Origin of the sequence: Glutamicibacter sp. NPDC088483 (assembly GCF_044753145.1) — a bacterium.
Classification (GTDB): domain Bacteria; phylum Actinomycetota; class Actinomycetes; order Actinomycetales; family Micrococcaceae; genus Glutamicibacter.
The window spans coordinates 433,924-457,663 of the sequence record NZ_JBIVMP010000003.1 but is presented as its reverse complement, the minus strand read 5'-3'; the positions used below and the strand labels follow the sequence as shown (position 1 = coordinate 457,663).

Annotated in this window: 20 protein-coding genes; 10 read left to right on the top strand and 10 right to left on the bottom strand. The window is 63.6% G+C overall.

The window, feature by feature from the left end; genetic code table 11:
• Window positions 1-9 precede the first annotated feature (9 nt).
• The 5 genes from ACIP6G_RS08905 (at window position 10) to ACIP6G_RS08885 (ending at window position 7,275) form a co-directional block, all read left to right on the top strand.
• Window positions 10-972 carry a LysR family transcriptional regulator gene (locus ACIP6G_RS08905; RefSeq protein WP_105658876.1) on the top strand — a complete coding sequence of 321 codons (963 nt, stop codon included), beginning with the start codon at window positions 10-12 and terminating at the stop codon, window positions 970-972.
• A gap of 136 nt (window positions 973-1,108) precedes the next feature.
• Complete coding sequence (putP, locus tag ACIP6G_RS08900; RefSeq protein ID WP_400289564.1) at window positions 1,109-2,614, top strand: sodium/proline symporter PutP; 1,506 nt, start codon at window positions 1,109-1,111, stop codon at window positions 2,612-2,614.
• Window positions 2,615-2,788: 174 nt separating this feature from the next.
• Window positions 2,789-4,192 carry an NAD-dependent epimerase/dehydratase family protein gene (locus ACIP6G_RS08895; protein WP_286134710.1) on the top strand — a complete coding sequence of 468 codons (1,404 nt, stop codon included), beginning with the start codon at window positions 2,789-2,791 and terminating at the stop codon, window positions 4,190-4,192.
• A gap of 226 nt (window positions 4,193-4,418) precedes the next feature.
• The gene (locus ACIP6G_RS08890) at window positions 4,419-6,044 is read left to right on the top strand and encodes a biotin carboxylase (RefSeq protein WP_400289561.1); all 1,626 of its coding nucleotides are present in this window, start codon (window positions 4,419-4,421) and stop codon (window positions 6,042-6,044) included.
• Entirely contained in the window at window positions 6,034-7,275 is a 1,242-nt protein-coding gene (locus ACIP6G_RS08885; RefSeq protein ID WP_400289558.1) for a serine hydrolase domain-containing protein, read from the top strand. The genes ACIP6G_RS08890 and ACIP6G_RS08885 overlap by 11 nt, the downstream gene beginning before the upstream one ends.
• Before the next feature lie 172 nt (window positions 7,276-7,447).
• Here ACIP6G_RS08885 and ACIP6G_RS08880 read toward each other — a convergent pair whose 3' ends face one another.
• Window positions 7,448-10,183 carry an aminotransferase class I/II-fold pyridoxal phosphate-dependent enzyme gene (locus ACIP6G_RS08880; protein WP_400289555.1) on the bottom strand — a complete coding sequence of 912 codons (2,736 nt, stop codon included), beginning with the start codon at window positions 10,181-10,183 and terminating at the stop codon, window positions 7,448-7,450.
• A gap of 245 nt (window positions 10,184-10,428) precedes the next feature.
• Window positions 10,429-11,382 (bottom strand): Lrp/AsnC family transcriptional regulator, encoded by a 954-nt coding sequence (locus ACIP6G_RS08875; protein ID WP_400289553.1) that lies wholly within the window; start codon window positions 11,380-11,382, stop codon window positions 10,429-10,431.
• 242 nt (window positions 11,383-11,624) lie between these two features.
• Between ACIP6G_RS08875 and ACIP6G_RS08870 the strand changes: the two genes are divergently transcribed.
• The 3 genes from ACIP6G_RS08870 to ACIP6G_RS08860 are packed head-to-tail and all read left to right on the top strand — an operon-like array spanning window position 11,625 to window position 14,320.
• On the top strand, window positions 11,625-12,371 hold the full coding sequence (locus ACIP6G_RS08870; RefSeq protein ID WP_400289551.1) for a DUF5058 family protein: 747 nt from the start codon (window positions 11,625-11,627) through the stop codon (window positions 12,369-12,371).
• Between the two features lie 9 nt (window positions 12,372-12,380).
• A complete protein-coding gene (locus ACIP6G_RS08865) occupies window positions 12,381-13,100 on the top strand; it encodes a hypothetical protein (RefSeq protein ID WP_400289550.1) in 720 nt (239 codons plus the stop codon).
• 11 nt (window positions 13,101-13,111) lie between these two features.
• Window positions 13,112-14,320: an amidohydrolase gene (locus ACIP6G_RS08860; protein WP_400289548.1), complete on the top strand. Its 1,209-nt coding sequence runs from the start codon at window positions 13,112-13,114 to the stop codon at window positions 14,318-14,320.
• 276 nt (window positions 14,321-14,596) lie between these two features.
• Here ACIP6G_RS08860 and ACIP6G_RS08855 read toward each other — a convergent pair whose 3' ends face one another.
• The 5 genes from ACIP6G_RS08855 to mmsB all read right to left on the bottom strand — a co-directional run bounded on the left by ACIP6G_RS08855 (window position 14,597) and on the right by mmsB (window position 19,439).
• Entirely contained in the window at window positions 14,597-15,412 is an 816-nt protein-coding gene (locus ACIP6G_RS08855) for a Cof-type HAD-IIB family hydrolase (protein ID WP_400289545.1), read from the bottom strand.
• Window positions 15,413-15,418: 6 nt separating this feature from the next.
• Window positions 15,419-16,228, bottom strand: coding sequence for a polyphosphate--glucose phosphotransferase (gene ppgK, locus ACIP6G_RS08850; RefSeq protein WP_332727753.1), 810 nt, complete (start codon window positions 16,226-16,228; stop codon window positions 15,419-15,421).
• A 70-nt stretch (window positions 16,229-16,298) separates the two neighbouring features.
• A complete protein-coding gene (locus ACIP6G_RS08845) occupies window positions 16,299-17,363 on the bottom strand; it encodes an ROK family transcriptional regulator (protein WP_400289543.1) in 1,065 nt (354 codons plus the stop codon).
• Between the two features lie 31 nt (window positions 17,364-17,394).
• Window positions 17,395-18,492: an alcohol dehydrogenase catalytic domain-containing protein gene (locus ACIP6G_RS08840; protein WP_400289541.1), complete on the bottom strand. Its 1,098-nt coding sequence runs from the start codon at window positions 18,490-18,492 to the stop codon at window positions 17,395-17,397.
• Between the two features lie 2 nt (window positions 18,493-18,494).
• Complete coding sequence (gene mmsB / locus ACIP6G_RS08835; protein WP_400289539.1) at window positions 18,495-19,439, bottom strand: 3-hydroxyisobutyrate dehydrogenase; 945 nt, start codon at window positions 19,437-19,439, stop codon at window positions 18,495-18,497.
• 141 nt (window positions 19,440-19,580) lie between these two features.
• Between mmsB and ACIP6G_RS08830 the strand changes: the two genes are divergently transcribed.
• Window positions 19,581-20,510 carry a LysR family transcriptional regulator gene (locus ACIP6G_RS08830; protein ID WP_400289537.1) on the top strand — a complete coding sequence of 310 codons (930 nt, stop codon included), beginning with the start codon at window positions 19,581-19,583 and terminating at the stop codon, window positions 20,508-20,510.
• A 7-nt stretch (window positions 20,511-20,517) separates the two neighbouring features.
• Here the strand turns inward: ACIP6G_RS08830 and ACIP6G_RS08825 are convergent, their stop codons facing one another.
• Together ACIP6G_RS08825 and ACIP6G_RS08820 are read right to left on the bottom strand one after the other, a co-directional pair.
• Window positions 20,518-21,060 (bottom strand): hypothetical protein, encoded by a 543-nt coding sequence (locus tag ACIP6G_RS08825; RefSeq protein ID WP_400289536.1) that lies wholly within the window; start codon window positions 21,058-21,060, stop codon window positions 20,518-20,520.
• Window positions 21,061-21,381: 321 nt separating this feature from the next.
• Entirely contained in the window at window positions 21,382-22,761 is a 1,380-nt protein-coding gene (locus tag ACIP6G_RS08820) for an MFS transporter (protein ID WP_133834904.1), read from the bottom strand.
• Window positions 22,762-22,932: 171 nt separating this feature from the next.
• Here ACIP6G_RS08820 and ACIP6G_RS08815 point away from each other — a divergent pair, with 171 nt between their 5' ends.
• Window positions 22,933-23,286, top strand: a complete 354-nt coding sequence (locus tag ACIP6G_RS08815) for a CHY zinc finger protein (RefSeq protein ID WP_013350035.1) — start codon at window positions 22,933-22,935, stop codon at window positions 23,284-23,286.
• Here the strand turns inward: ACIP6G_RS08815 and ACIP6G_RS08810 are convergent.
• Window positions 23,283-23,732 carry a universal stress protein gene (locus tag ACIP6G_RS08810; protein WP_013350036.1) on the bottom strand — a complete coding sequence of 150 codons (450 nt, stop codon included), beginning with the start codon at window positions 23,730-23,732 and terminating at the stop codon, window positions 23,283-23,285. The two genes, ACIP6G_RS08815 and ACIP6G_RS08810, sit on opposite strands and share 4 nt — an antisense overlap.
• Window positions 23,733-23,740 lie beyond the last annotated feature (8 nt).

The following is a 23,740-nucleotide window of genomic DNA, read 5'->3' as shown; positions in this document are numbered from 1 at the left end:
GGGAAAACCGTGCTTGAACTGAGAAGATTGCGCTTGCTTCGCGAATTGCATATCCGCGGAACCATTGCCGAGGTGGCCGATGCACTGAGCTACTCCCCCTCCTCCGTATCGCAGCAACTGAGCCAGCTGGAATCCGAAACCGGAGTGGAGCTGCTGCGGCGCACCGGGCGCACCCTCAAGCTCACCCCTCAGGCCCAGATCCTGGTGGCCCATACCGAAGAACTGCTCGATTCCATGGAACGCGCCGAAGCGGATTTGTCCGCGGCCATGTCCACCGTCTCTGGAACCGTCCGACTAGCGGTTTTCCAGACGGCCATGCTCCGCCTCATGCCACCGGTACTGCGCGAACTGCGCACCAAGCACCCCAACCTGCGGGTGGAAATGAGCCAGCAGGAACCGGCGGACGCGTTGAATGAAACCAGCAGCCGAAGTTTCGATTTGGTGGTCGCGGAGCAGTACTCGGGGCATTCCGCGCCGCACTACGACAACCTCGATCGGCGTGTTCTGACTCACGATCCGATCCGCCTGGCCTTGCCGGCACGAGGTGCGGCCGGGAACGCCGAATTCGACCGGGTACACACCCTGGAGCATGCCAACTCCCTGCCCTGGGTGGTGGAACCGGCGGGTGCCGCCAGCCGGCACTGGGCTTTGCAGGCTTGCCGGCTTGCGGGGTTCGAGCCAGACCTGCGCTACGAAACCGCTGATTTGCAGGCTCACGTGCAGTTAGTCGCCTCAGGCAACGCTGTGGCGATGCTCCCCGAGCTGGTCCTGCGCGACCAGCGCAGCAGCCTGCGCACGGTGGATCTTCCCGGCTCTCCCGAGCGCACCATCTTCACCGCCATGCGGCATTCCTCCACCCAATCCCCGGCCATCCGCGCGGTGCGGAAATCGCTGCACGCGCAGCCCGGAATGAGTGATGCAAGCAACTCCGCGATTTTGGCTACCCCTGCAGACTTCGATACGGTCGACTAGATAACAGAATGATCACAGACCAAATGGCACCCGGCGACAAACCGGAGAATTAGTGCCATAGTGGTGACTCGCACCACAGAAATCCGCGCCTATGGCGGCTGAGAAAAGCCCCAGGCACAAACGGTAATGAGGAAAAATGTCCGACCAGACTTTCCAGATGATTGCGATCGCAATTTACATGGCCGCCATGCTTGGCATCGGCTATATTGCATATCGCCGCACCAACAACATTGACGATTACATGCTGGCCGACCGCGGCCTGAAGCCGTGGGTCGCAGCCCTTTCCGCAGGCGCATCCGACATGTCCGGCTGGCTGCTCATGGGCCTGCCCGGCGCCATCTACCTCGGTGGCTTGCACGAAGCATGGATCGGCATCGGTCTGCTCATCGGCGCGTGGCTGAACTGGAAGTTCGTCGCCCCGCGGCTGCGTTCCTACACCGCGATCTCGCAGAACGCCATCACCATCCCGAGCTTCTTCGAAAAGCGCCTGAAGGACAACAGCCACCTGCTGCGCATCGGCGCATCGGTGATCATCCTGGTGTTCTTCACCTTCTACGTATCCTCGGGAATGGTGGCTGCAGGCAAGTTCTTCGAGGCTTCCTTCGGCTGGCAGTACCTTGCGGGCATGTTCTTCGTGGCAGGAATCACCTTGCTCTACACCCTGTTCGGCGGCTTCCTCGGAGCATCCTTGACCGATATGGTCCAGGGCGTGCTGATGTTCGCCGCACTGATTGCCGTGCCAATTGTGGCAGTCATCCAGATCGGCAGCATCGGGGACATCACCTCGAAGGTCACCGAAGTCAATCCCGAAGCGTTCAACCTGTTCTCCTCCTTCAGCGACAACAGCGCGATCCTGGCCGCCGTGGCCATCTTCTCCACCGCAGCGTGGGGCCTGGGCTACTTCGGCCAGCCGCACATCATCGTGCGCTTCATGGCGCTGCGCACCCCGGGCGAAGCGAAGACCGCACGGCGCATCGGCATTGGCTGGATGTTCCTGACCACCCTGGGCGCCATCGCCACCGCGTTCATCGGCGTCGCGTACTTCGCCGATCAGCCGCTGGACAAGGCCAGCAGCGAAACTGTCTTCCTGCTGCTGAGCCAGATCTTCTTCCACCCGCTGATCGCCGGACTGGTGCTCGCCGCTGTGCTGGCGGCCATCATGTCCACCATGTCCTCGCAGCTGATCGTCTGCTCCTCGGCACTGGTGGAGGACCTGTACAACATCACCGGCCGCAAGGCTTCGCCCAAGGCCCTGGTCATGCTGGGCCGCTCCGGCGTACTGCTGGTGGCCGTCGTCGCCGCCCTGCTGGCGCTGAACCCGAACTCCTCCATCCTTGAGCTGGTCTCCTTCGCGTGGGCGGGCTTCGGTGCCGCCTTCGGCCCGGTTGTCCTGCTGGCCCTGTACTGGCGCAAGCTGACCGCCGTGGGCGGTTTCGCCGGCATGGTCACCGGCGCCGTCGTGGTGTTTATCTGGGGCAACGTGGACGTGCTGGCCTCGGCCATGTACGAGATCGTCCCGGGCTTCCTCGCCGCACTGGTTGTCGCATGGCTGGTTTCCCGGGCAACCTACCGCCCGAACCCGACCATCGATGGCGAGTTCACCGAAATGGAACAGGAAGTCGGCGCCAAGGTTACTGCCTAGCCAACGCCCCGATCCGAAGCTCCCTTGGTCCGCATGGACCAAGGGAGCTTTTCCCGTTCCAGGACCCTGGTGTAACAGTTCAGGCAGGCTTCGATGTCTATCCTGCCGAAGTGCACCGGGCACAGTAGCCTAGAGCTATGCCCGAGAAACCGAGCTGGAAGGAACTATTCCAAGATGAGCACCACGAGTAAATTCACGCACTGGCAGCGCACCGAGTCGCAGTTCCTGGCCGCTGGCCCGCAGGCCGTCTACTCGATCGTGGGCAACCTGTCGCAGACCGGCCAGTGGATGAAGAGCTTCGACGGCTTCATCGTGCATGACGACCAGCGCGGCGTGGGCACCAAGGTGGATCTGTTGCCGCCGGGCAAGTTCTTCGGCCCGTTGCACCGCAGCACCGCGCCTTCGGGCTCCATCACCCGGCGCAACCAGGACACCCTCATGGTGGAGTTCACCCAACCGCAGCCGGCCGGTGAAATGGTCTTGCGCTGGCAGGTAGAGCCCCATGAGCACGGATCCGTACTGCACTTCACCGCTGAGCTCAACGGCCCGGGCACCACCGCTTTCAAATTCACCGTGGCCAACGCCCTGTGCAAGGACTTCGCCATCGCGGCGGCCCGCCTGTACCGGATCATCGCCCCGGGTGCGCACCGCAAGCGCGATGCCCATGTGGTGATCTCCGGCGGTCGCGGATTCCTTGGCCGCAACCTCGTCGCCGATCTGGTCTGCCGCGGCATTTCCGTATCGGTGCTGACCCGCAACCCGGAAAATGATTTCCCTGCCGAGCAGTACAGCTGGGATGGCGTGCACCAGGGGCCCTGGGCCCGCGCGCTGTCCAGCAAGAATCCGGTGCACCTGGTCAATCTGGCTGGCGAGCGCGTCGATAAGCGCAACACCCCGGAGAACATCGCAGCGCTCACCGACTCGCGCGTGGCCTCCACCAAGACCCTGGCCGAAGCCGCAGCCTCGGCGCCCCAGCTGGCCACCTGGATCCAGGCCAGCACCACCGCCATCTTCGGTGACGCCGGCGAGGAAGAGCTGACCGAGTCCAGCCCCGTTCCCAGCGACCAGCGCGCCCTGCCGGAAATGACCGGGGTCGCTTCGGCATGGGAGCAGGCCTTCGCCGAGGCCGCGGTCAACGCCGAGCAGCGCTATCTCTTGCGCACCTCGCTGGTGATGCACCCCGACGCTCCCCTGCTTGGCCCGCTGAACCTGCTGGTGAATACCGGCATGGGCGGTCCGCTGGGAGACGGCAAGCAGTGGTTCAGCTGGATCGGGCTGGAAGACTGGCTGCGCTTGATCCGCTGCCTGCTCGGCTTCGAAGAGCCTTCCATCCCTGCCGGCCTGGTGCATGCCGCCAGCCCGAAACCGCTGCGCAATGCCGAGGTCATGGCCGCCTTGCGATCCATCGCTGGGCTGCCTGGCCTGCCCACCGGGTCGGTGCTGCCCAAGATCGGCGCCGCGGTCATGGGATCCAATGCCCGGGTCGCGTTGACCGGCCGCAAGGTCACCAGCGAAGTCTTGCAGCAGGCCGGATTCGAATTCCAGCAGCTGGATTTCGCATCGACGGTGTCTGGCTAGCAGCCGCCAGTTACCGCAATAAGGAGTAACCTTTACCTAGCTTTGAGCCCGAACCTGCCGTTGCATGCCAAGTCACAGGCCGCATCGGCGGGGGCGGGCTCAATGTTCACCACGCGTTAAGCAGAACGTGTGCCGGTGCTTACGATGAGCGCTGAGCATGAAACTGTCACGCATTGTGCCGTGCAACCGCCCTTCTTCGGACAGTTTCAAAGGACATCTCCACATCATGGCCAACATTCTTGAAGCCCACGCCCCGGCTTCTCGCCACCGCATACCCAAACCCAGCGATCTGGACAAGCTGCGCCACAAGGCGCGCGTTGTTACCGATCAGCTCAGCGCCAACGTCGCCGTCGACGCGGCCTACAACGAGTCCGAACCCGAGAATCTCCCGGCCAAGGTCCTGCGCATGGACCGCAAGCTGAAGAACATGAGCGAAGTTCGCCATTTCTTCCGCACCAATACCACTCCGATCTTCTTCCTCGGCGCCACCCCGGTCAATCTGCTGGGCCTTGACCGATGGGTCCGCAAATTCAGCTACATCACCTACTACGACGGCTGGGACGGCCACCACCCGCGGGTCTTCACCCCCGCCGAGAAGCCCTATGTCGATTTCCAGAGCGCCGAAGAGATCAACAACTGGCTGCTGGAGAACTCCGAGGTCCGCGAATACATCGATTCCCAGTGCACCCCGGGCGGTCCCCGGCCGAAGATCGCGATGGTCTTCTTCGACGAGGAAACCGAATCAATCTGCGAGGAACTGGGCTACGACCTGATCCTGCCCTCGGCCGCCTTGCGCACCGAACTGGACTCGAAGATCGTTACCACCAAGCTGGGCAATGCCGCCGGCGCACCATCGGTGCCCAACGTGCTGGGCACCGCCGATAACTACGACGAGCTCATGGAACTGGCCGGGGAAGCCGGCCTGGGCAAGGACCTGGTGGTCCAGACCCCCTACGGGGATTCGGGCAAGACGACCTTCTTCATCGACTCGAAGGCGCAGTTCAAGGCGCATGCCAAGAACATCATCGGCGAACAGCTCAAGATCATGAAGCGCATCAACAACCAGCCGGTAGCCGTTGAGGCAGTGCTGACCGAATGCGGCACGGTGGTGGGGCCGATCCTGACCGAACTGGCCGGCTACAAGGAACTGACTCCGTACAAGGGCGGCTGGTGCGGCAATGAGATGCACCCGGATGTGGTCACCGACTCGCAGCGTTCGCGCGCCATCGATCTGGTCCGCAAGGTGGGCAACGGTCTGAAGGACACCGGCTACCGCGGCTTCTTCGAGGTGGACGTGCTGGTGGACACCGACACCGACGAGGTGTACCTGGGCGAACTGAACCCGCGCATCTCCGGGGCCAGCGCCATCACCAACGTCACCGCCGGAGCCTATGCCGACGTGCCGCTGTTCCTCTTCCACCTGCTTGAATTCCTTGATGTGGAATTCGAGCTGGACGTTGACGAGATCAATGCTCGCTGGGAAGAGATGAGCGGGGCTGATGTCTGGAGCCACATGATCATCAAGGAAACCGATGACATCCTGCAGTACATCACCCATGCCCCACGCACCGGAAACTATTACCTCGACTCGCGCGGCAAGCTGCAATTTTCCCGTTCCGCATTGGACTGGCACCAGCTGCAGACCCACAAGGAAGCATTCTTCCTGCGCATCTACGGCGTAGAGGATTACCGATGGAAGGGAGCCGATCTTGGGGTCCTGGTCACCAAGGCCAAGCTGCAGTACGAAGGCAAGAAGAAAACCAAGCTCAGCATCGATGCCAAGCACTTCATCTCCTGCATCCGATCCCAATACAAGGGAATTGACGTTCCGCCATCAGAGCATGGCAACTGAAGCGACTGATGCCGCCGGGCACATGGCGGCCAACTTGGCAGGTCCTCCCAGCAAGGCGCTGAACATCGCCACCTGGCAGTACCCGCAGAATATCAAGCGCTCATTCCAGAACATCGCCAGGATCCATCCCACCGTGAAGGTTTCGCGCGGCGATGGCCCGATCGTCAGGCTGCACCTGGCCGAGGAGAAGCTGGGCAAACTGGAAGTGGCCAAGGCGAGCATTACCGACCCGGCGCTGACCGTGCGCGGGGTAATGCACGCGACCAATACCGACGCCGTGCTGGTCATGCACAATGGACGGATCCTCTGGGAGAAGTACTACAACACCATGACGTCGCTGACCGATCATCTGCTGATGTCGGTCAGCAAGACCCTGGTGGGTTCCCTGGCCGGGGCGCTGGTGGACGCCGGAATGCTTGATGCCGAGCAGGCGGTAGCCACCTACGTGCCGGCGTTGGAACGCAGCGGCTATGCCGGCGCCCGGGTGCGCGACCTGCTGGATATGCGCTCCGGGATCAAATTCTCCGAAGAGTATCTGGATCCCAATGCCGAGGTGCGCCAGCTGGAGGAGGCCATCGGCTGGGCCCCGTCGCGTGGCGGCGTCGGGCCTATCGGGATGTACGAGTTCTTGCTGACCCTGCAGGCCAAGGGACCGCACGGCGGGGTCTTCGAATACCGTTCCTGCGAGACCGACGCCCTGGGCTGGGTGCTGGAAGCCGCCGGCGGCGCCCCGCTGCAGGAACTGCTTTCGGACTATGTCTGGTCCAAGCTCGGTGCCCAGCAGGATCTGGTGATGGGCGTTGACCAATTCGGCACCGGAATGTTCGACGGCGGATTCAACGCCTGCCTGCGCGATTTGGCGCGTTTCGGCCATCTCTATGTCAATGGCGGGCGTGCGCTGACCGGCAAGCAGGTTCTCTCCGAGGCATGGATCGCCGACACCTTCGCCACCGATCCCGCGCTGGTCCAGGCGTTCGCCCAGTCCCCGGGCGACAACATGATGCCCGGCGGGCACTACCGGAACCAGATCTGGTTCCCGAACCCTGCCACCGGGGCCGCGGTGGCCCTGGGCATCCATGGCCAGATGATCTATATGGATCCGGCGACCAAGCTGGTCGCGGTCAAGCTTTCCAGCTGGCCGCTGCCGCAGGATGCTTCCAAGCTGTTCCCGACCATTCGTGCGTTCGAGGCGATCTCGGCGCATCTGGCCGGACGGAAAATACAGCCTTAGGGCTGCTTACGATTCAGGCCCTGATTTGCGCATTCGGTGCGCGAATCAGGGCCTTTCGGGTCGTGACGGCAACTGTTCCTGCGTGCAGCGTTCTTCGCCGCGGAAGCCGGAACCCACCCGGGGATGCCGGGTGGGTTCGCAAGCTGCGTTCAAGGCAAGCCGCTCAACCCGTTCAGGGCTGCTGCGCCGCGATCTGTTCCAGGGCTTCGCAGGTGAACACCTGGTAGCCCAGATCCTGGTGGTAACCGTGGATTTCGCGGGTGTCCAATCGGTCCATGTAATCCAGAATGCACAGGGTAATGACCTGGCCGGGGACCAGCACCGGGAATCCCGGCGGGTACGGGGTGACGAATACCGCCGACACCACGCGTTCTCCGTTCACCAGCTGGGTGCGGATCTGCGCGGAGGACAGGAAATGCGTCGCCGGGTCCTGGTAGGTCAGGTAGTAGGCCGAGCGCATGTCCCCGCTTCCACCGCCTCCTGCGAATTCAGGAGCGAAGGCACTGAAGTCCGGCAACGGAATCTGTTCGGCCGCAGGCTTCTTGCCCAGCGCCAGCACTCTCCCATCCAGGCGGCGTTTGCGGTCCAGTTCCTCCGCGATCTTCACCAGCACCTCGATCAGGTGCGCCACGGCCGAACGGGTGGTGCCGATATTGGTCATCAGCAGCACCGAGGTGCGGCTGGTCTTGTTGACCTGGATCGAATGCCCATCCATCAGGTACTCGTGCTTGAATGTGTCCCCGTCCACGCCCGTGCGGCTGATGTCCAAGGTCAGGCGTGAGGGGTCCACCACGAACTCGTCTTCTGCCCAGGCTTCGTCCCAGGCTGCCAGGCCGTCGCGCACCGGGTTCTGCGTGGTGGACCGGCGGTACTTCTGCGGGATCAGGTCCGTCGAGTGCAGGATCTTGAAATACTTGCCCAGCAGCTCGTTGCGCGCCATGGCCCGCGAAATCGACTGCGCCAAATCGACCTGGCGCTGCACCAGCGCGTAGCCTTCCAGCTCGGCCTGGCGGCGGCCGATATCCAGCGAAGCGAGGATCTGGTAGTTCGGCGAGGTGGAGGTGTGGGTCATGTAGGCCTCGCGGAAGGCGTTGAGGTTGCGCACCGCGAAGTCCTGGTCGTAGATGTGGATCATCGAGCCCTGGCGCAACGAGGTCAGGGTCTTATGCGTGGACTGGGTGGAGTACACCCGCAAACGGACCTGCTCCGGATCCGGAATCAACCGGGTGTCCAGCCAGGCCTGGTCATTCTCCGGGTGCTCCACGGTGCCCGGTGATGGAAGGGCCGCACGCTGCGCGGCGTAGCGCTGGTGGTAATCCGCGGTCTGCAGCTGCTTTTCGAGCACGGCCGCCACGGTCATGGCGGTGCGCTGGCGGTACACCGGGTGGAATCCTGCGAAGGCGAACCAGGCCTCGTCCCAGAGGAACACCAAATCCGGCTTGATGGCCAGGCATTCTTCCATCACCCGGCGCGGGTCGTAGATGATCCCGTCGAAGGTGCAGTTGGTCAAGGTCAGCATCTTGACCTTGTGCAGCAGGCCCTCGCGGCGCAGTTGCAGCAGCCGTCCCTTGATCTCCTCCAGCGGCACCGCCCCGTACATCGAATGCTCGTTGAGCGGGTAGGCCTCCAGGTAGCTGACGTTCGCCCCGGCGAGTACCAGCGAGTAGTGGTGGGACTTGTGGCAGTTGCGGTCCACCAGCACGATGTCCCCCGGAGCGAGAATCGACTGGTGCACGATCTTGTTGGCGGTCGACGTGCCATTGGTGACGAAGTAGGTGCGGTGGCTGCCAAAAGCCCGGGCCGCCAGCTCGTGGGCCTTCTTGATGGAACTTTGCGGGTCCAGGAGGGAATCGAGCCCGCCGGAGGTGGCCGAGGTTTCGGCCAGCAGCAGGTTCTTGCCATAGAAGTCCACCAGGTCCCTGGCCCATGGGGAGTTCTGCACCGAACCTGCGCGGGAGATCGGCATGGCGTGGAAGACCCCGCCAGGCCGCTTGGCGTACTTCTGCAGCGCGTTGAAGAACGGGGTCTGGTAGCGTTCGAGCACTTCCGAGACAATCGACAGGTGCAGATCCATCCGGTCATTGCGCGAGAAGATCCGGCGGAAACGCCCAGTGATCTCGTGGGCAATCGATTCCAGGGCGACCCCGGCGATCAGGTACACCGGGACTTCGGGGCGCAGTTCATCGAGGATGTTTTCCAGATCCAGCAGGCCCTGGATCTGCCTAGTGGATTGGAAATAGCCTTCCATCCGCCGGGCAATGAAATTCTTGAGCGTCGAGGAAAGCCGGCGGCGCGTGCGCACATCAAAGCGGGCGGTGAGCACGACGGACTGGATGCCGGGATTGATCAGGATCGCGGCCAAGGCATCTTCCACGCTGGGCACCACCACGAAGTTGTAGTGGAACGGATCGGTGCGCTGGCGCTGTTCGGCGATTTCTTCCTTGAAAAGCTCAATCTCCTCCGCCGGGCCATTATCCACCAGCAGGATTTCCACCATCGGTGCCTGCACCCTGGCGTTGCCAGGTGCACCGTTACCCAGCTGGGATGGATCCTGTTCCGCCTCGTCATGGCCTTCAAGGTCAATGTACTGGGTCAGCGTCCTGAAGGTCTGGTTCGCTTGGTAGACCAGCTTCATGGCATCTTCGTACTGCCCGCCGGACATGAGCCGGGAAACCTCGTTGAAATATTCGATGCCGGGATTCGCCCAGTACGGTTCTATGGCTGCCAGCAGCCCCAGCAACCGGCCGGCCTCCAGTTCGTGCTCCGTGCGGCGGTCTTCCTCCTGGTATTCAGAAGAGATCTCGCTGAGCACATAGCCCAAGTGCTCCCACGCGTCCTTGCGTTTGCGCCACGCGCTTTCAGGCGTAGCCGTTCCCTGGTTCGTCCCGTAGGTCAACCTCTTGCTCACGGTTGCCGGTATTCCTTTCACCCCTGCAGCGTTAACTGGTTGTTAACAGCGCGAGCGAAGCCATGCCGCCCGGTATCGTGAGACTATGCCACTTCCGAAGCGGTTCCGAACCGTTGAGACGATATTACGCATTATTATCGCCTTTCGGGGAAGTGTTCACCTTGCGTTTACCGCCGCTGGCCCCCTTCGGCTGCGGGAGCGAAAAACCGGTGAATTGTTGCTGAACACCTTATCCGCCGGCCTGTTCAGGCGCCGGCCAGCTGACCGCCGCGTTTGCGGGCACCGAGCACCATCGAGGTGCGCAGCTGGACCATTTCGCCCCATTTCGTCTTGGCAATGAATTCGTAGAGATCCCGCTGGGTTGGCACCGTGACGTCCACGAGCAATTGGGCATCGCCAGCCACCGCGGCAACATACCTCACCTGCGGCAGGCTGGTGAGCAGGGTCCCCAACGCATCCACATGGGCCGGGGAGACCTGGACCCAGAGCAGCGCTTCGACCTTGAATCCCATCAGCGCGGGATCAACCAGCGCACGAATGGAGATGTGCTCGCCGCGCAGCAACCAATCCAGCCGGCGGGAGACCGAGGTTTCGCTCAGGCGCACTTGGCGCGAGATAGTTTCGATGCTTGCCCTGCCGTCCTTGCGCAGCACGTCGATGATGAGGTGATCGCTGTCCCCCAGCTCTCCGACGGGGTTCCACGTGGTCAGTTCCCCTCCGGTGCTGGGGGCCAAAGCCGTTTCCTGCGCATTGCTCAGTGCCCCGCCGCGCCATGCGCGAATGGTCTTGAAGTATTTCAGGATCGGGTAGATCTGGATATTGCTCAGGCCCGGGGTGGCCGGAAGCTGCAACGTCAGGATGTCCTGCAACCCGCCGTCGTAGTGCAGTTCGCTGACGACGTCGCTTTCACCGGTGACCATATAGGTGAAGCTGGTGTCGGTTCGCGCGGACAGCGCTTGGCTGGCTACCGGGATCGTTCCGGGCGCGCAGCTCACCGAGGCAATCACGGCGCCGGCGCGATGGGCAATAGCCGCGATCTTCACCTTCCCCTGCTCGAGCAGGGCTGAACCGTAGCGGGCAACGGTACGTTCCGGTTCGCCAATCACCCGGGCGATCTTGCGCCAAGTCGCGCGGCCGTCGACCTGCAAGGCGACGATGATTTGCCGTTCCAGGTCGCTGAGGATGCTTAAATCGGACATGATTCCTGCTTTCAGGCCACAACCGCCGCATGGCGCCGGTACCACTGCAATTCATATGGAAAAAGTTCAGATTATTTCGTCTAAATTCCCAAGTTCCACTCGTGCAATTGGGGTGTTTTGGAGGATTTGGCCAGATTTATGGCTAATCAATTCATATCTTGCCAGAAACATTCTAATCCCGGATCGTTGGTACTCGATAGAGATCCAGCTCACATCCACTGTTTCCAACCCAAGGAGCACTCATGAATCCGCAACTCGTCATGGCAGCAGGTGATCCCGGATCAACCGACATCTGGGCTCTGGCCAACTCGCCGGTCCTCTGGCTTTGCGCGCTGGGTGTCTTCGCTGTCATCTTCGTGCAGTGCATCTTGTATTCGCGGGCGGCGAAGAAGGCAGCTCCGCATGTGGACATGCCGCTCAACGAAGTCAAGGAATCCTTCCGTGCCGGCATGGTCGCGTCCATCGGCCCGTCCCTGGCGGTGGTCCTGGTAGCTATCGCACTGCTGGCCCTTTTCGGCACACCCGCGGTCCTGGTACGCATCGGCCTGATCGGCTCCGCCGCGGCTGAAACCGGTTCTGCGAGTATCGCGGCCAGCACCATGGGCGCGTCCCTCGGTGGCGGCAGCTACACCCAGCAGGTCTTCGGAGTCGCCTTCTTGGCCATGAGCCTGTCCGGCGCCATGTGGATGATCTGCACGCTGATCATGACCCCGCTGCTGAAAAAGGGCGGCGCGTCCATGTCCAAGCGCAACCCGGCAATCATGGCGCTGATCCCCACCGCGGCCCTGCTCGGCGCGTTCTCCGCACTGACCATTGCCGAACTGCCGAAATCCAGCATCCACGCAATTCTGGTGGGAATCTCCGCAGCCTGCATGGGCTTGTGCTTGTACCTGGCCAAGGTGCTGAACATCAAATGGCTCAAGGAATGGGCCTTGGGCATTTCCATCGTCGTTTCCATCGTCGCCGCCTACTTCCTGCACACCGCCTAAGGACCAATCATGACTACGACACCCCAATTGACCGGCGCCGACGCATCAATGGCGCGATTCGAGAAGCAGACGTCGCGCTACGGCTCGATCACCATGCTCATCGGACTGGTGCTCTCGCTGATCGGCCCGATCTACATCGCCTTCTTCAGCGGCCTGCAGATCACCCCGTCCATGATTTGGGTCGCCTTCCTCGCCGTGGGTGCAACCTTCGGCGTGCTGTGGATCGTCGAACCGCTGACCTACTTCCCCATCCTCGGTTCGGCAGCCATGTACCAGGCGTTCATGATCGGCAACATCTCCAATAAGCTGCTTCCGGCGGCGATCGTGGCCCAGTCCACCATTGGCGCCAAGCCCGGATCCAAGCGCGGCGACCTGGCCGCGGTCATGGCCATCTGCGGTGCAGCAACCGTCCACCTGACCAGCTTGCTGCTGTTCGTCGGCCTGCTGGGCACCTGGCTGGTTTCCTTGATCCCCCTCGAAGTCATCGAGGTGGCCCGCCTGTACATCCTGCCTTCGCTGATGGGTGCCGTGCTGGTCCAGAGCATCGTGGCAATGAAGTCGCTGCGCCCCACCATCATCGCCTTGGCGTTGGCCCTGGCCATGAACTTCGTGGTCGTTCCGGCGGCACCAGCGGTGGGCATGTTCGCCACCGCCATCGTGGTCATCAGCTCCATCGTCTTCTCCTGGGTCCTGCGCGACCGCAAGAAAATCTACACCGCAGAAAGCTAGAGGATCATTCCATGCTGAACACCTTCGGGCTCACCGAAACCGAAACCCAAACCCTGCACGAGGACTACCTGCACCTGCACCGCACCCCGGAGCTGTCCATGCAGGAGCACAACACCGCAGCGTTCATCGAGTCCAGGCTCGAAGACCTGGGCATCGAGCACTTCCGCTGCGGCGGCACCGGTGTGGTGGGCATCCTGCGCAACGGCGAGGGGCCAGTGGTGGCCTTCCGCGCCGACAGCGACGGATTGCCCATCGCCGAGGACACCAAGGTGGACTACGCCTCCACCGCCAGGGGCTTGCTGGCTGATGGCACCGATGTGCCGGTGATGCACGGCTGCGGCCATGACACCCACGTGGCCAGCGCCCTGGGCGCGGCCCGCGTGCTGGCCCGCAGCACCGGCCAGTGGGCCGGCACCGTGGTGTTCATCTTCCAGCCCGGCGAGGAAACCAGCGCCGGCGCCGCCGCCATGCTTGCCGATGGCCTGTGGGAGCGGGCTCCGCGGCCATTAGCAGTCCTCGGCCAGCATGTCTTCCCCTTCCCCACCGGAATCATCCACATCACCCCGGAATCGGCGATGGCGATGGCCAACTCGCTGGAGGTTACCCTCTACGGCAAGCAGGCCCATGGTTCCCAGCCGCAGGATTCCATCGACCCGATTGTCCTGGGAGCCAATATCATCACCCGGCTGCAGACCATCACCTCGCGCGAAGTGCATCCGCTGGATTCCGCCGTGGTCACCTGCGGCTCATTCCATGCAGGCCTGAAGGAAAACATCATCCCGGACACTGCGGTGCTCACGCTGAACATCCGCACGCTCACCGAACCGGTCCGCGAGAAGGTGCTGGATGCGGTCACCCGCATCATCGATGCCGAGGCGCAGGCCTCGGGAGCTCCGCAGCCGAAGATCGAGCAGCTCTACACCTTCCCGCGGCTGTACAACGACCCGGAGCAGACCGGCAACGTCGTGGGCGCACTGCGCGGGGAATTCGGGCAGGAGCAGGTCCGCCTGGTGCCGCCGCTCATGGGGTCCGAGGACTTCGGCGCCCTGGGCGATGCCATCGGCGTGCCGAACGTGTTCTGGATGTTCGGCGGTGCCGACCCGCAGGATCCAGCACCGGCTGGCAACCACTCCCCGTTCTTCCTGCCCGAATACCGTGGAGCATTGGATTCGGGGGTACGTGCCGCCCTGGCGGGAATCCGCCACTACCTGGGCAACTAGCCAACGCGAAAAGCCGGGGTCCAAGTGAAGGAAAAACCTCCACCCGGACCCCGGCTCGTGCAGTTCCCCCCGAACGCTAGCCCTGGGCTTGCGATCGAAAACCCCGCAACCGATCAAGGCAATAAGCACCAGGACTGCGCCCATGATGGCTGTTGGCGATTCCATGGCTCGTTCCCCTTTTGCCCAATAGCACCCAGCGGGTTCACTCGATGCCCCGAGCCTAGCGGGAATCGGCCGCCGCCGACATCGGCCCCAAGAGGTATCTTGCCCGTGGCTTCAGAGCCGGGTACGCCCATCGAGGTAGGCGCCGAGCACCTGCAGCACACCGTGCTCGAGGTTGGAAGGCGCGGTGAAGTTCGCGGCTTCTGCCACCACCGGATGCGCATTGGCCATGGCGAAGGAGTAGGTGGCGGCCTTGATCATTTCCAGGTCATTGGGGTAGTCGCCGAAAACTGCCGTTTCATCCGCGCTGATTCCCAGCTTGTCCTGCAACGCTGCCAGGGCCAGTCCCTTGTGCACGCCGTGGTTCATGGCATCCACCCAGTGGCTGCCGGAGATCACCACCTGCAGCGGCACCTGCAGCGCTGCCGCCATTGCCTGCACGGCGCCGGTGCCGACGTTGACGGCCATCTTGATGATCTCGTCCTCGACCTGGGCCAGGTCGTCAACCACCTGCACGGCGCGGTAGTACGGGGCCACGGCGTTGGCAAACCGTTCATCGGCGCGCTCCACATAGGCGGTGCGGCGTCCGCACAGCACCAATCCGGCGTCCAGCGCGGCTTGCCCGCGCACGGCCTGGATCACGGCGGCTACCGATGGCGGATCGATGATGTTGGAGTAGATCTCATTCTCGCCGTGCATCACGACGGTCCCGTTCTCGGCAATGATCGCGATCTCCCCCAAGGGGGCGAACTGCTCGCGCAGGGTCGCGAACTGGCGCCCGGAAGCCGGCACGAACTTGATGCCGCGGGCCTGGAGCTTGTCGATCACAGCCCACGATGCCTCGGGGATCTTGCCTTCGCCGTCCAGGAAAGTGCCGTCCATGTCAACGGCGACGAGCTTGATCTGGGCCTTCGGGTCAATCGTATGCATAGGTTCCTAGTTGCCGGGTTTCAGCGCGCGATGCGCAGCGCCCAGTACCCCGGCGGCGTTGTTGAATTGGGCAGGCACGATCCTGGCTCGCAGTTCCAGCTGCGGCAGGAACTTTTCGTGGTCTTCGGAGATCGCTCCGCCGATGATGATCAAATCCGGGCTGCACAGGAATTCCACGTGGGACAGGTAGCGTTGCAGGCGGGCGATGTACTGCTCCCAGCTGAGGTTTTCCTCGTGCATGACTCGCGCGGCGGCCTTGCTCTCGGCATTGAATCCGTCGATTTCGAGGTGGCCGAATTCGACATTCGGGAACAGCACGCCGTCGCGGAAGAAGGCCGAGCCGATGCCCGTGCCCAGGGTCAGCAGCAAGGTGCTGCCCTTGACCGGCTTGCCCTGCTCGGCTCCGGCACCCGCGTAGACCTCGGCCACGCCGGCGGCATCCGCATCGTTGAGCACAAAGACGTCACGGCCCAGGATCGCGCTGAAGGTAGCGGTGACGTCCAAGCCGATCCAGGCCTTGTCGATATTGGCCGCCGAGTGCACGACCCCGTCGATGACGATGCCAGGCACGGTGACGCCAGCGGGGATTCCTGCCAGCTCGTCGCCGGTGAGCTCCTGCAGGTCGGCAACGATGCCCGCCATCACCTGGGCGACAGCATCCGGATGCGCGCCCTCAGGCGTAGCTGCCTTGCTGAAGGTGCTCTCAACAAGCTTGCCGTCGGTTCCAACCAATCCGTACTTGATCGACGAGCCGCCCAGATCAAGGCCGATGGCAGCGAACTGGGACGTGGATGCCGATGCGTCAGATGGTGCCATCAGTGGTCTCCCCGGTGAAGCAAATAAAATTTTAAGGACTCTTTACAATATATAGCTTGGGTCACTTTGGTCAACGTACCCGGTAGTTTTCCCATAAGTTGGCCAAGGCCAGCTCCCGGGCGCCGGCCAAAGCGCCGCGTGCCGCGGCCTCCGTTCCCAAGGTGGAAAGCTGAACATGAACCGGTTTGGGCAGCAAGCTGTTCAGTTCGCTTTCCAGCGCCGCGCACAATTGAGGCGTGAGCCCCGGGCCGATGGCCACCACTCGCTGCGGATCGACGAAGCCGATCAGGTTGGCCAGGACACGGCCGAACGGGGACAGGAAGGCTGGCCAGTTCCGTTCATCGGCCAGTTTTTCCCAGAGCACGCGGGTCTGGAACATCCCGGCCTCGCCGAGCGCATCGCGCAGGTTCGCGGTGCCTACCAGCTGGGTCTCCAGCTCGCCGGCGGTGCCGTGCTTGCCGCGGTGCAGCGCACCGTCGATGACCAGGCCTGCGCCCAGGCCGGAACCGATGTAGATCATCATCAAGGAACCGGCCAGCTCCCCGGCTTCGGCCAGGGCCATCCAATTCACGTCGTTATCCAGCAGCACCGGAACCCCGCCGGCGAACTGGCCGGCAAGGTTGGCCCCGGAGGAAGGGAAAATCGGGGTGGCCAGGACTCGCAGCCCGCCATCGCGCTGCACCGGGGCTGACTGGCTCACGGCCCCGGCCAGCAATGGGGAGCCGAGCTCAGCGGCCACGCGGGAGATCTCGCGGGCTCCCATTTGCTCTACCTGCGCGGCGGTGGTTTGCGCCGTCAGCGGGTAGAAGCGGTCCACCAGCGTCTTTCCGGCCAAGTCGGTGGCGCGGACCTGCAGGAATTCTGCCTGCAGGCACAGTGCCAGCAGGTGGCCGAAGCCGCTGTCCAGCGCATAGTGCTCGGGAACGCGGCCGCGCTTGGGCTCGTTGTCCCGCTCGATGGACGAGGCCAGGCCGTTCTCCTGCAGGCGCGAGATCGCCTGTGATGCGGTGGGCTTGGAGATCCCCAGATCCGCAGCGATCTGGGTACGGGTCGCCGGGGCTTGGCAAAGGTAATCGAATACCCGGATGTCAGTCAGCGTTGCCAGGGCACGGGGCCCCGCAGTGGAATCAGTCACCCACCAATCCTACTGGCCTTCTGCCCTGATTTCAGGGCAGCAGAACTTGGCGCACCGACCGTCCCTCGGCTAGTGCATCCAGGGCGTCGTTGACCTCGGCCAGCGGCCTGGTTTCCACGAGTTTCTCCACAGGGAGCTTGCCGGAGCGCCAGAGCTGCTCGTAGTAGGGAATGTCCTTCTTGGGCAGGGCAGAACCCATGTAGCTGCCGATGATCGTGCGCGCACCTGCGGTCAGGCCCAGGGGCTCGATGCTGCTCATCGCGCCCGGAGCCGGAAGCCCCACGGTCACCAGGGTTCCGCCCACGCCGGTGGCCTGCAAGGCGGTTTCGAAGGCACGCGGATGCCCCGCGGCCTCGATCACGATTTCGGCGGTGCGCTGCCCCAGGGCCTGCGGCGTGCAGGCTTCATCGGCGCCCAAGGCCAGCGCGGTGGCCAGCTTGTCCTCATTGGCGTCAACGGCCAGGATACTGCCGGTGCTCCTTTGCCCCGCGGCCACCAGCAAGGCGGCCATGCCTACCCCGCCCAGGCCGACGATGGCAACATCCTGGGCGCCGGTTGCCCCGGCGGCATTGCGCAGTGCACCGCCGCCGGTGAGCACCGCGCAGCCCAGCACCGCGGCCACTTCAGCAGGAACGTCCGCGCCCACCGGGATGAGGCTGCGCGCATCCATCACCGCGTAGTCGGCAAAGGCCGAGACGCCGAGGTGGTGATGGACCGGCTGGCCGTCGAGGGCCAACCGGCGAGCGCCGGTCAGCAGGGTCCCTGCACCGTTGGACGCGGTGCCGGCGCTGCACGGCAGCTTGCCGCCCTTGGCGCAGGCTTCGCATTTCTCGCAGCGCGGCAGGAAGACCGAGATCACCTGTTGGCCGATGTCCAGATCCACCCCATCACCCGCCTGCTCGACGATGCCTGCTGACTCGTGGCCCAGCACCATCGGCAGCGGACGCGGCCGGTTCCCGTCGATCACCGACAAGTCCGAATGGCACAGTCCGGCCGCGGTGATGCGCACCAGCACTTCGCCGGGCCCGGGTTCTTCGAGCTGCAGCTGGCGCATCGCCAGCGGCCGGTGCTTGGCATAGGGCCGCTGGTTCTCCCGGCGCTCAAGCACCGCGGCATGGATCTGGCGCATGCTCAGCCCACGGTTGGCTGGTTGGCTTCGGCCGACTCCGGGTTCCACCCGCGCACGCCACCTTCTGGCAGCAGGTTCTTCACGATCAGCGAGCAGTCCTTGTCCCCCAGTCCCTGCTCGATCAGTTCGTCGAAGTGCTCGCGGGCCAAGCTGGCTGCCGGCAGCTGCACCCCGGTGCTTGCGCCCGCGTCCAGGGCCAACCCGATGTCCTTGCGGGCCAAGTCGGTGCGGAAGGTGGCCTCGAAGTTGTTGTTCGCCGCGGCGGTATCGATGATGCCCGGCACCGGGTACCAGGTCTGCTGCGCCCAGGAGCGTCCCGAGGAGACCGAGGCGATCTGCCAGAAGACTTCCGGGTCCAGGCCCAGGGCCTCGGCTAGCTGGGAGCCTTCGGCGCTGGCCATCAGGTCGATGAACAGCATCATGTTGTTGCAGATCTTGGCGGCAATGCCCATGGAGGGGCCCCCGGCAACGATGGTCTTCCCGCTCATCGGGGCGATGAATCCGGTGGCCTGCTCCATCAGTTCTGGTGCCCCGCCGAGCATGAAGGCCAGGGTTCCGGCCGCGGCTCCGGAGATGCCGCCGGAGACTGGGGCATCGACGAAGTGCAGGCCGCGCTGCGCGGAGCCCGCGTGGATGTAGCGGGAAGTCTCGATGTCCACCGTGGAGGAATCCAGCAGCAGCATGTCCTTGCTGGCGTTGGCCCAAATGCCGGCGTCACCCTCATAGACCGCGCGCACGTGCTCTCCCTTGGGCAGCATGGTGAACACGGCGTCGGCCTGGTCCATGGCTTCGGCGATCGATCCGGCTATCTGTACTCCGCCGTCGGCCGCGGCGGCGCAGGCCTGCTCGTCCAGGTCGTAGCCGCGCACGGTGTGCCCTGCGGCCACCAGATTCGCGGTCATCGGTCCGCCCATGTTGCCCAGGCCAATCCATGCGTACGTGCTCATCTGCACACCCCTCGTCCTTGAGTATTGTCCTTGTCAGGCCAGCGTAGGGTGCGCGGCGTGCCAGACTCAATGCACTTGGGCACGCCAATTGCGCAGGCCTAGTGTGCTCTAGCGCACACGAGGCATGGCAGACTGTGGACCATGGACCGTCAGATCGATTACCGCCATCTCGAATCCCTCATTGCCCTGCTGACCGTTGCGCGCCTGGGCCGCTACACCGCCGCCGCGAATGTTCTCGGGGTGAACCACTCGACGATTTCCCGTCGCATCGACGCACTGCAAAAAGCCATGGGCGGCCACCTGCTCACGCGCTCTCCCAACGGCTGGGAACTGACGGACCTGGGGCGCCGGGCCATGTCCAGCGCGGAAGCCATCGAGCAGGCCGTGGAAGCCATCGGCTCCCAGAAGGAGACCGGTGCATTGGCCGGCCATGTGCGCGTCGCCGCTCCCGACGCCTTCAGCGCCCACCTGGCGGCTCCGGCCCTGGCAAAGCTCCAGCTAAAGCATCCGCAACTGGTCTTCGAGATCGTTTCGGAAACCACCCGTGCACGGCAGACGCGGACCGGCATGGATTTGGAGATTGTCATTGGCGAACCCAGCGTCCGCAAGGCGGCCTCCACAAAACTCCTGGATTACGAGCTGCGGCTCTACGCCACGGCCGAGTACCTGGAAGCCCACGGCACCCCGGCACAGGTTGCCGATCTGGCCGGGCATAGCCTGAACTACTACATCGACACCGCGCTGACGGTGGACAAGCTCGACGAGGCCACCGGCGCCTTGCCGCCAATGCACCGCGCGATTTCCTCCACCAGCATCGCGGTGCAATATGCGGCCACCATGAACCATGCAGGCATCGGCTTGCTCCCCACTTTCCTCTCGGAGCACTACCCGAATATGGTTCCGGTGCTCCATGACCAGTTCACCTACCAGTCCGAGTACTGGCTGGTGGGACGCCAAGAAGCCTTGCGCAGCCGCGCGGTCCAGGAAACGGTGCGCGCGCTCAATGATGCAGCCACCGCCGGCGACTGGTTCATCCCGCCATTCCCGGCGTACAACTTGTCCCCCGGCTAGGCGCCGTTCACCGTGGCCCGTCCGGTTCCCAGTCCACGATGGCTTGCAGCAGCTGCGCCACTGATCGGGCGCTGTCCAGTCGGAGCACCGGACGGACTTCGTTCTCCAGCCAGGCCTCATGGCGGGCGCGGCTGCGTCCGCTGAAGTCCGGGTCATCGTAGCCAGCTGCCCACGCCATGATTTGTTCCAGGGCTCCGAGTTCCAGGGATTGCCCGCTCAGGCGCTGCTTCTCGCGTTCTGCAAGACGGCGCAGGCGCACTTGGGGATCCAGCGCCAGGAAAACGAAGGCATCGCACTGCGACAGGACTTCTTCTCCCCATCCCTGCACTGATCCGGACAGTACCCAGGCTTTGCGCGGAACGAAGACCTGGTTCATGAGCATGGTTCGGGCAGCCGGCGCACGCTGCTCGCGGTATGGAGGATCGGTGGGAACCCAGAAGTAGTCGTCGCTATCGGCATGCGGCACGGACCAGGCATCGGCCACGGCGCGCGCGAGGGTCGTGGTGCCACTGCCGCTGGCACCGAAGATATGCAGCCTGCACCGCTTCATGCCGAACCCCGACGGCAAACTTGGCTACTTTTCATTATTCTTCTTGCTGCTCCGGCGCCGCCCGTATGAAGCGCAAGCGGCAACGAAGCCAAGACCGAACAGGAACGCCAACAGGTACTCGATTCCCATCTGCCCGCGCACCCCGCAATCGCATCATGCTGGGGACAGTGATGTCCACTCAAACCCCATCCTTCTTGGCTGCCAGACTCGCAGATCGGCAACGGCGGCGCAAGCCGATGGCCCGCCCGCAGGCCACTGAACATGCCCAAGGCCAGCCCCGTGCGTGGAGCTGGCCTTCGGCGTCGTGCTGGATCTTGCGGCTTACTTCTGCATCTTCAGTTCATCGCGGGCGGCATTTTCGCCGTTCACTGCCAGCCGGTCCGCCTCGTCGATCTCGCCGAGGTCCAGCCCCTTGGTTTCCTTCATGAAGAACACCGCCACCAGGGTGACCAGGGCGGCGAACACGATGTAGCCGGCCACCGGAACCCAGGATCCGTAGACTTTGAGCAGGAAGGTGGCGATGATCGGGGCCATGGACCCGGCCACGATGGAGGTGACCTGGTAGCCCAGCGAGACGCCCGAGTAGCGCATGCGGGTCGGGAACATCTCGGCCATGATGGCCGGCTGCCCGGCGTACATCAGCGCGTGCACACCCAAGCCCAGCACGATGGTGGCCAGGATGACCGCATCGTTGGCGGTATTGAACAGCGGGAAGGCCGCCACGCCCCAGACGGCCATGAGCACCACGCCGGTGGCGTAGACCGGGCGGCGGCCGAGGGTGTCGGTGAAACGGCCGACGATCGGCACCAGGATCGCGTGGATCACGTGGGCAATGAGCATCAGGCCAAGGATCGTGGAGGTGTCCATGTCCAGCTGGGTGGCCATGTAGGTGATGGAGAAGGTCACCACCATGTAGTACATGATGTTCTCCCCGAAGCGCAGGCCCATGGCGGTGAACACCCCGCGCGGGTAGCGCTTGAAGACTTCGCCCACGCCGTAGCCGGCAGCCGCGTTCTGCTCCAGCTCAGCCTTGGCCTCCTTGAAGATCGGGGCATCGGAAACGCGGGTGCGGATGTAGTAGCCGACGACCACGATCACCACCGAGAGCCAGAAGCCGATGCGCCAGCCCCACGCCAGGAAGGCCGCTTCGCTCAGCGTTGCCGAGAGCACCAGCAGCACCACGGTGGCCAGCAGGTTGCCCACCGGCACTGCGGCCTGCGGCCAGGAGGACCAGAATCCGCGTTCCTTGTTCGGCGCGTGCTCGGCCACCAGCAGCACCGCGCCTCCCCATTCCCCGCCCACGGCGAAGCCCTGGGCGAAGCGCAGCACGATCAGCAGGATCGGTGCGGCATAGCCGATGGAGTCGAAGGTGGGCAGGCAGCCCATCAGGAAGGTGGTTGCGCCGACCAGCACGATCGCCACCTGCAGCAGGTGCTTGCGCCCGTACTTGTCGCCGAAGTGGCCGAAGACGATGCCGCCGATGGGGCGCGCAATGAAACCGACCGCGTAGGTCAGGAAGGCCTTGATGATGTTATCCAGATCGTTGCCGGTATCCGGGAAGAAGATCTTGTTGAAGACCAGGGTTGCCGCGGTCGCGTAGAGGAAGAATTCATACCATTCGACGACGGTGCCAGCCATGGAGGCTGCTACGACCCGGCGCAATCCCTTGCGCTCGGCCTTCGATGACGTTTCGCTTGCCACTGTGCGTTCCTTCCGCCCACGCCAGTACCCCCTTTGGAACCAGCTTCATCAGCGAGTATGGCCTAGATCACATCGCGAAAGATAGGCAAAACGAGGCATAGTGGGACACGGATTGTGCACATTCGGCGTGCATATTTGCACACCCGATCACGGTTATCTGAAAGGATCCATATGAAGAAATGGGGAAACCCGGCGCACCCTGCAGCATTGCGAGGCGTGCGCATGGATGGGCAAACTCGGTGCGCCCACTACCACTCGCTCTTCGATGTGATCGCGCTGAAGCACGATTGCTGCGCGACCTTCTACCCCTGCCACCTTTGCCATGCCGAGCTCGCCGATCACCAGGCAGAGCCGTGGCCGGCAGACAGGTTCGATGAACCGGCGGTGCTCTGCGGAGTCTGCAGCACGCAGCTGAGCCCCGCAGAATATCTGGAAACCAGTTCCTGCCCGAACTGTCAGGCACTGTTCAATCCGGGCTGCAAACTGCATCTGGACTTGTACTTCGAGATGAAGTCAGCCGCCTAGTCCCAGGGCAGTTCGTTTTCTTCGGAAGGTTGCTGTGGAATCACCAGGACCGGGCGGTGCTGCTTATGGGCCAGCGCCACGGCGATTGATCCCTCGACCAGCTGAGCCATCTTATTGCGGATCCCCGGACGCCGGGTGCCCACGACGATCATCTGCGCATCGAGCTGTTCGGCAACGGCAGCGAGCACCTTGGCCGGGTCGCCGGCCACCGTGTAGCTTTCAAGCTCGACACCGGTAACCACCGAGTTGATTTCCCAGGCGAGTTCCTCGGAGAGCGGAGCAGCCGAAGCCAGCAGGTTTCCTTCGGCAAGCTTGTCGGTGACGAAACGTCCGGAGTCGGCATGGATGCACACCAATTTCGCATCCAGGCCGCGCGCCAGCGAAGCCGCCGCGGCCAATACTGCCGGGGACATCCCCGGCTCCACGCCCATGACCATGATGCTCATCAGCTATT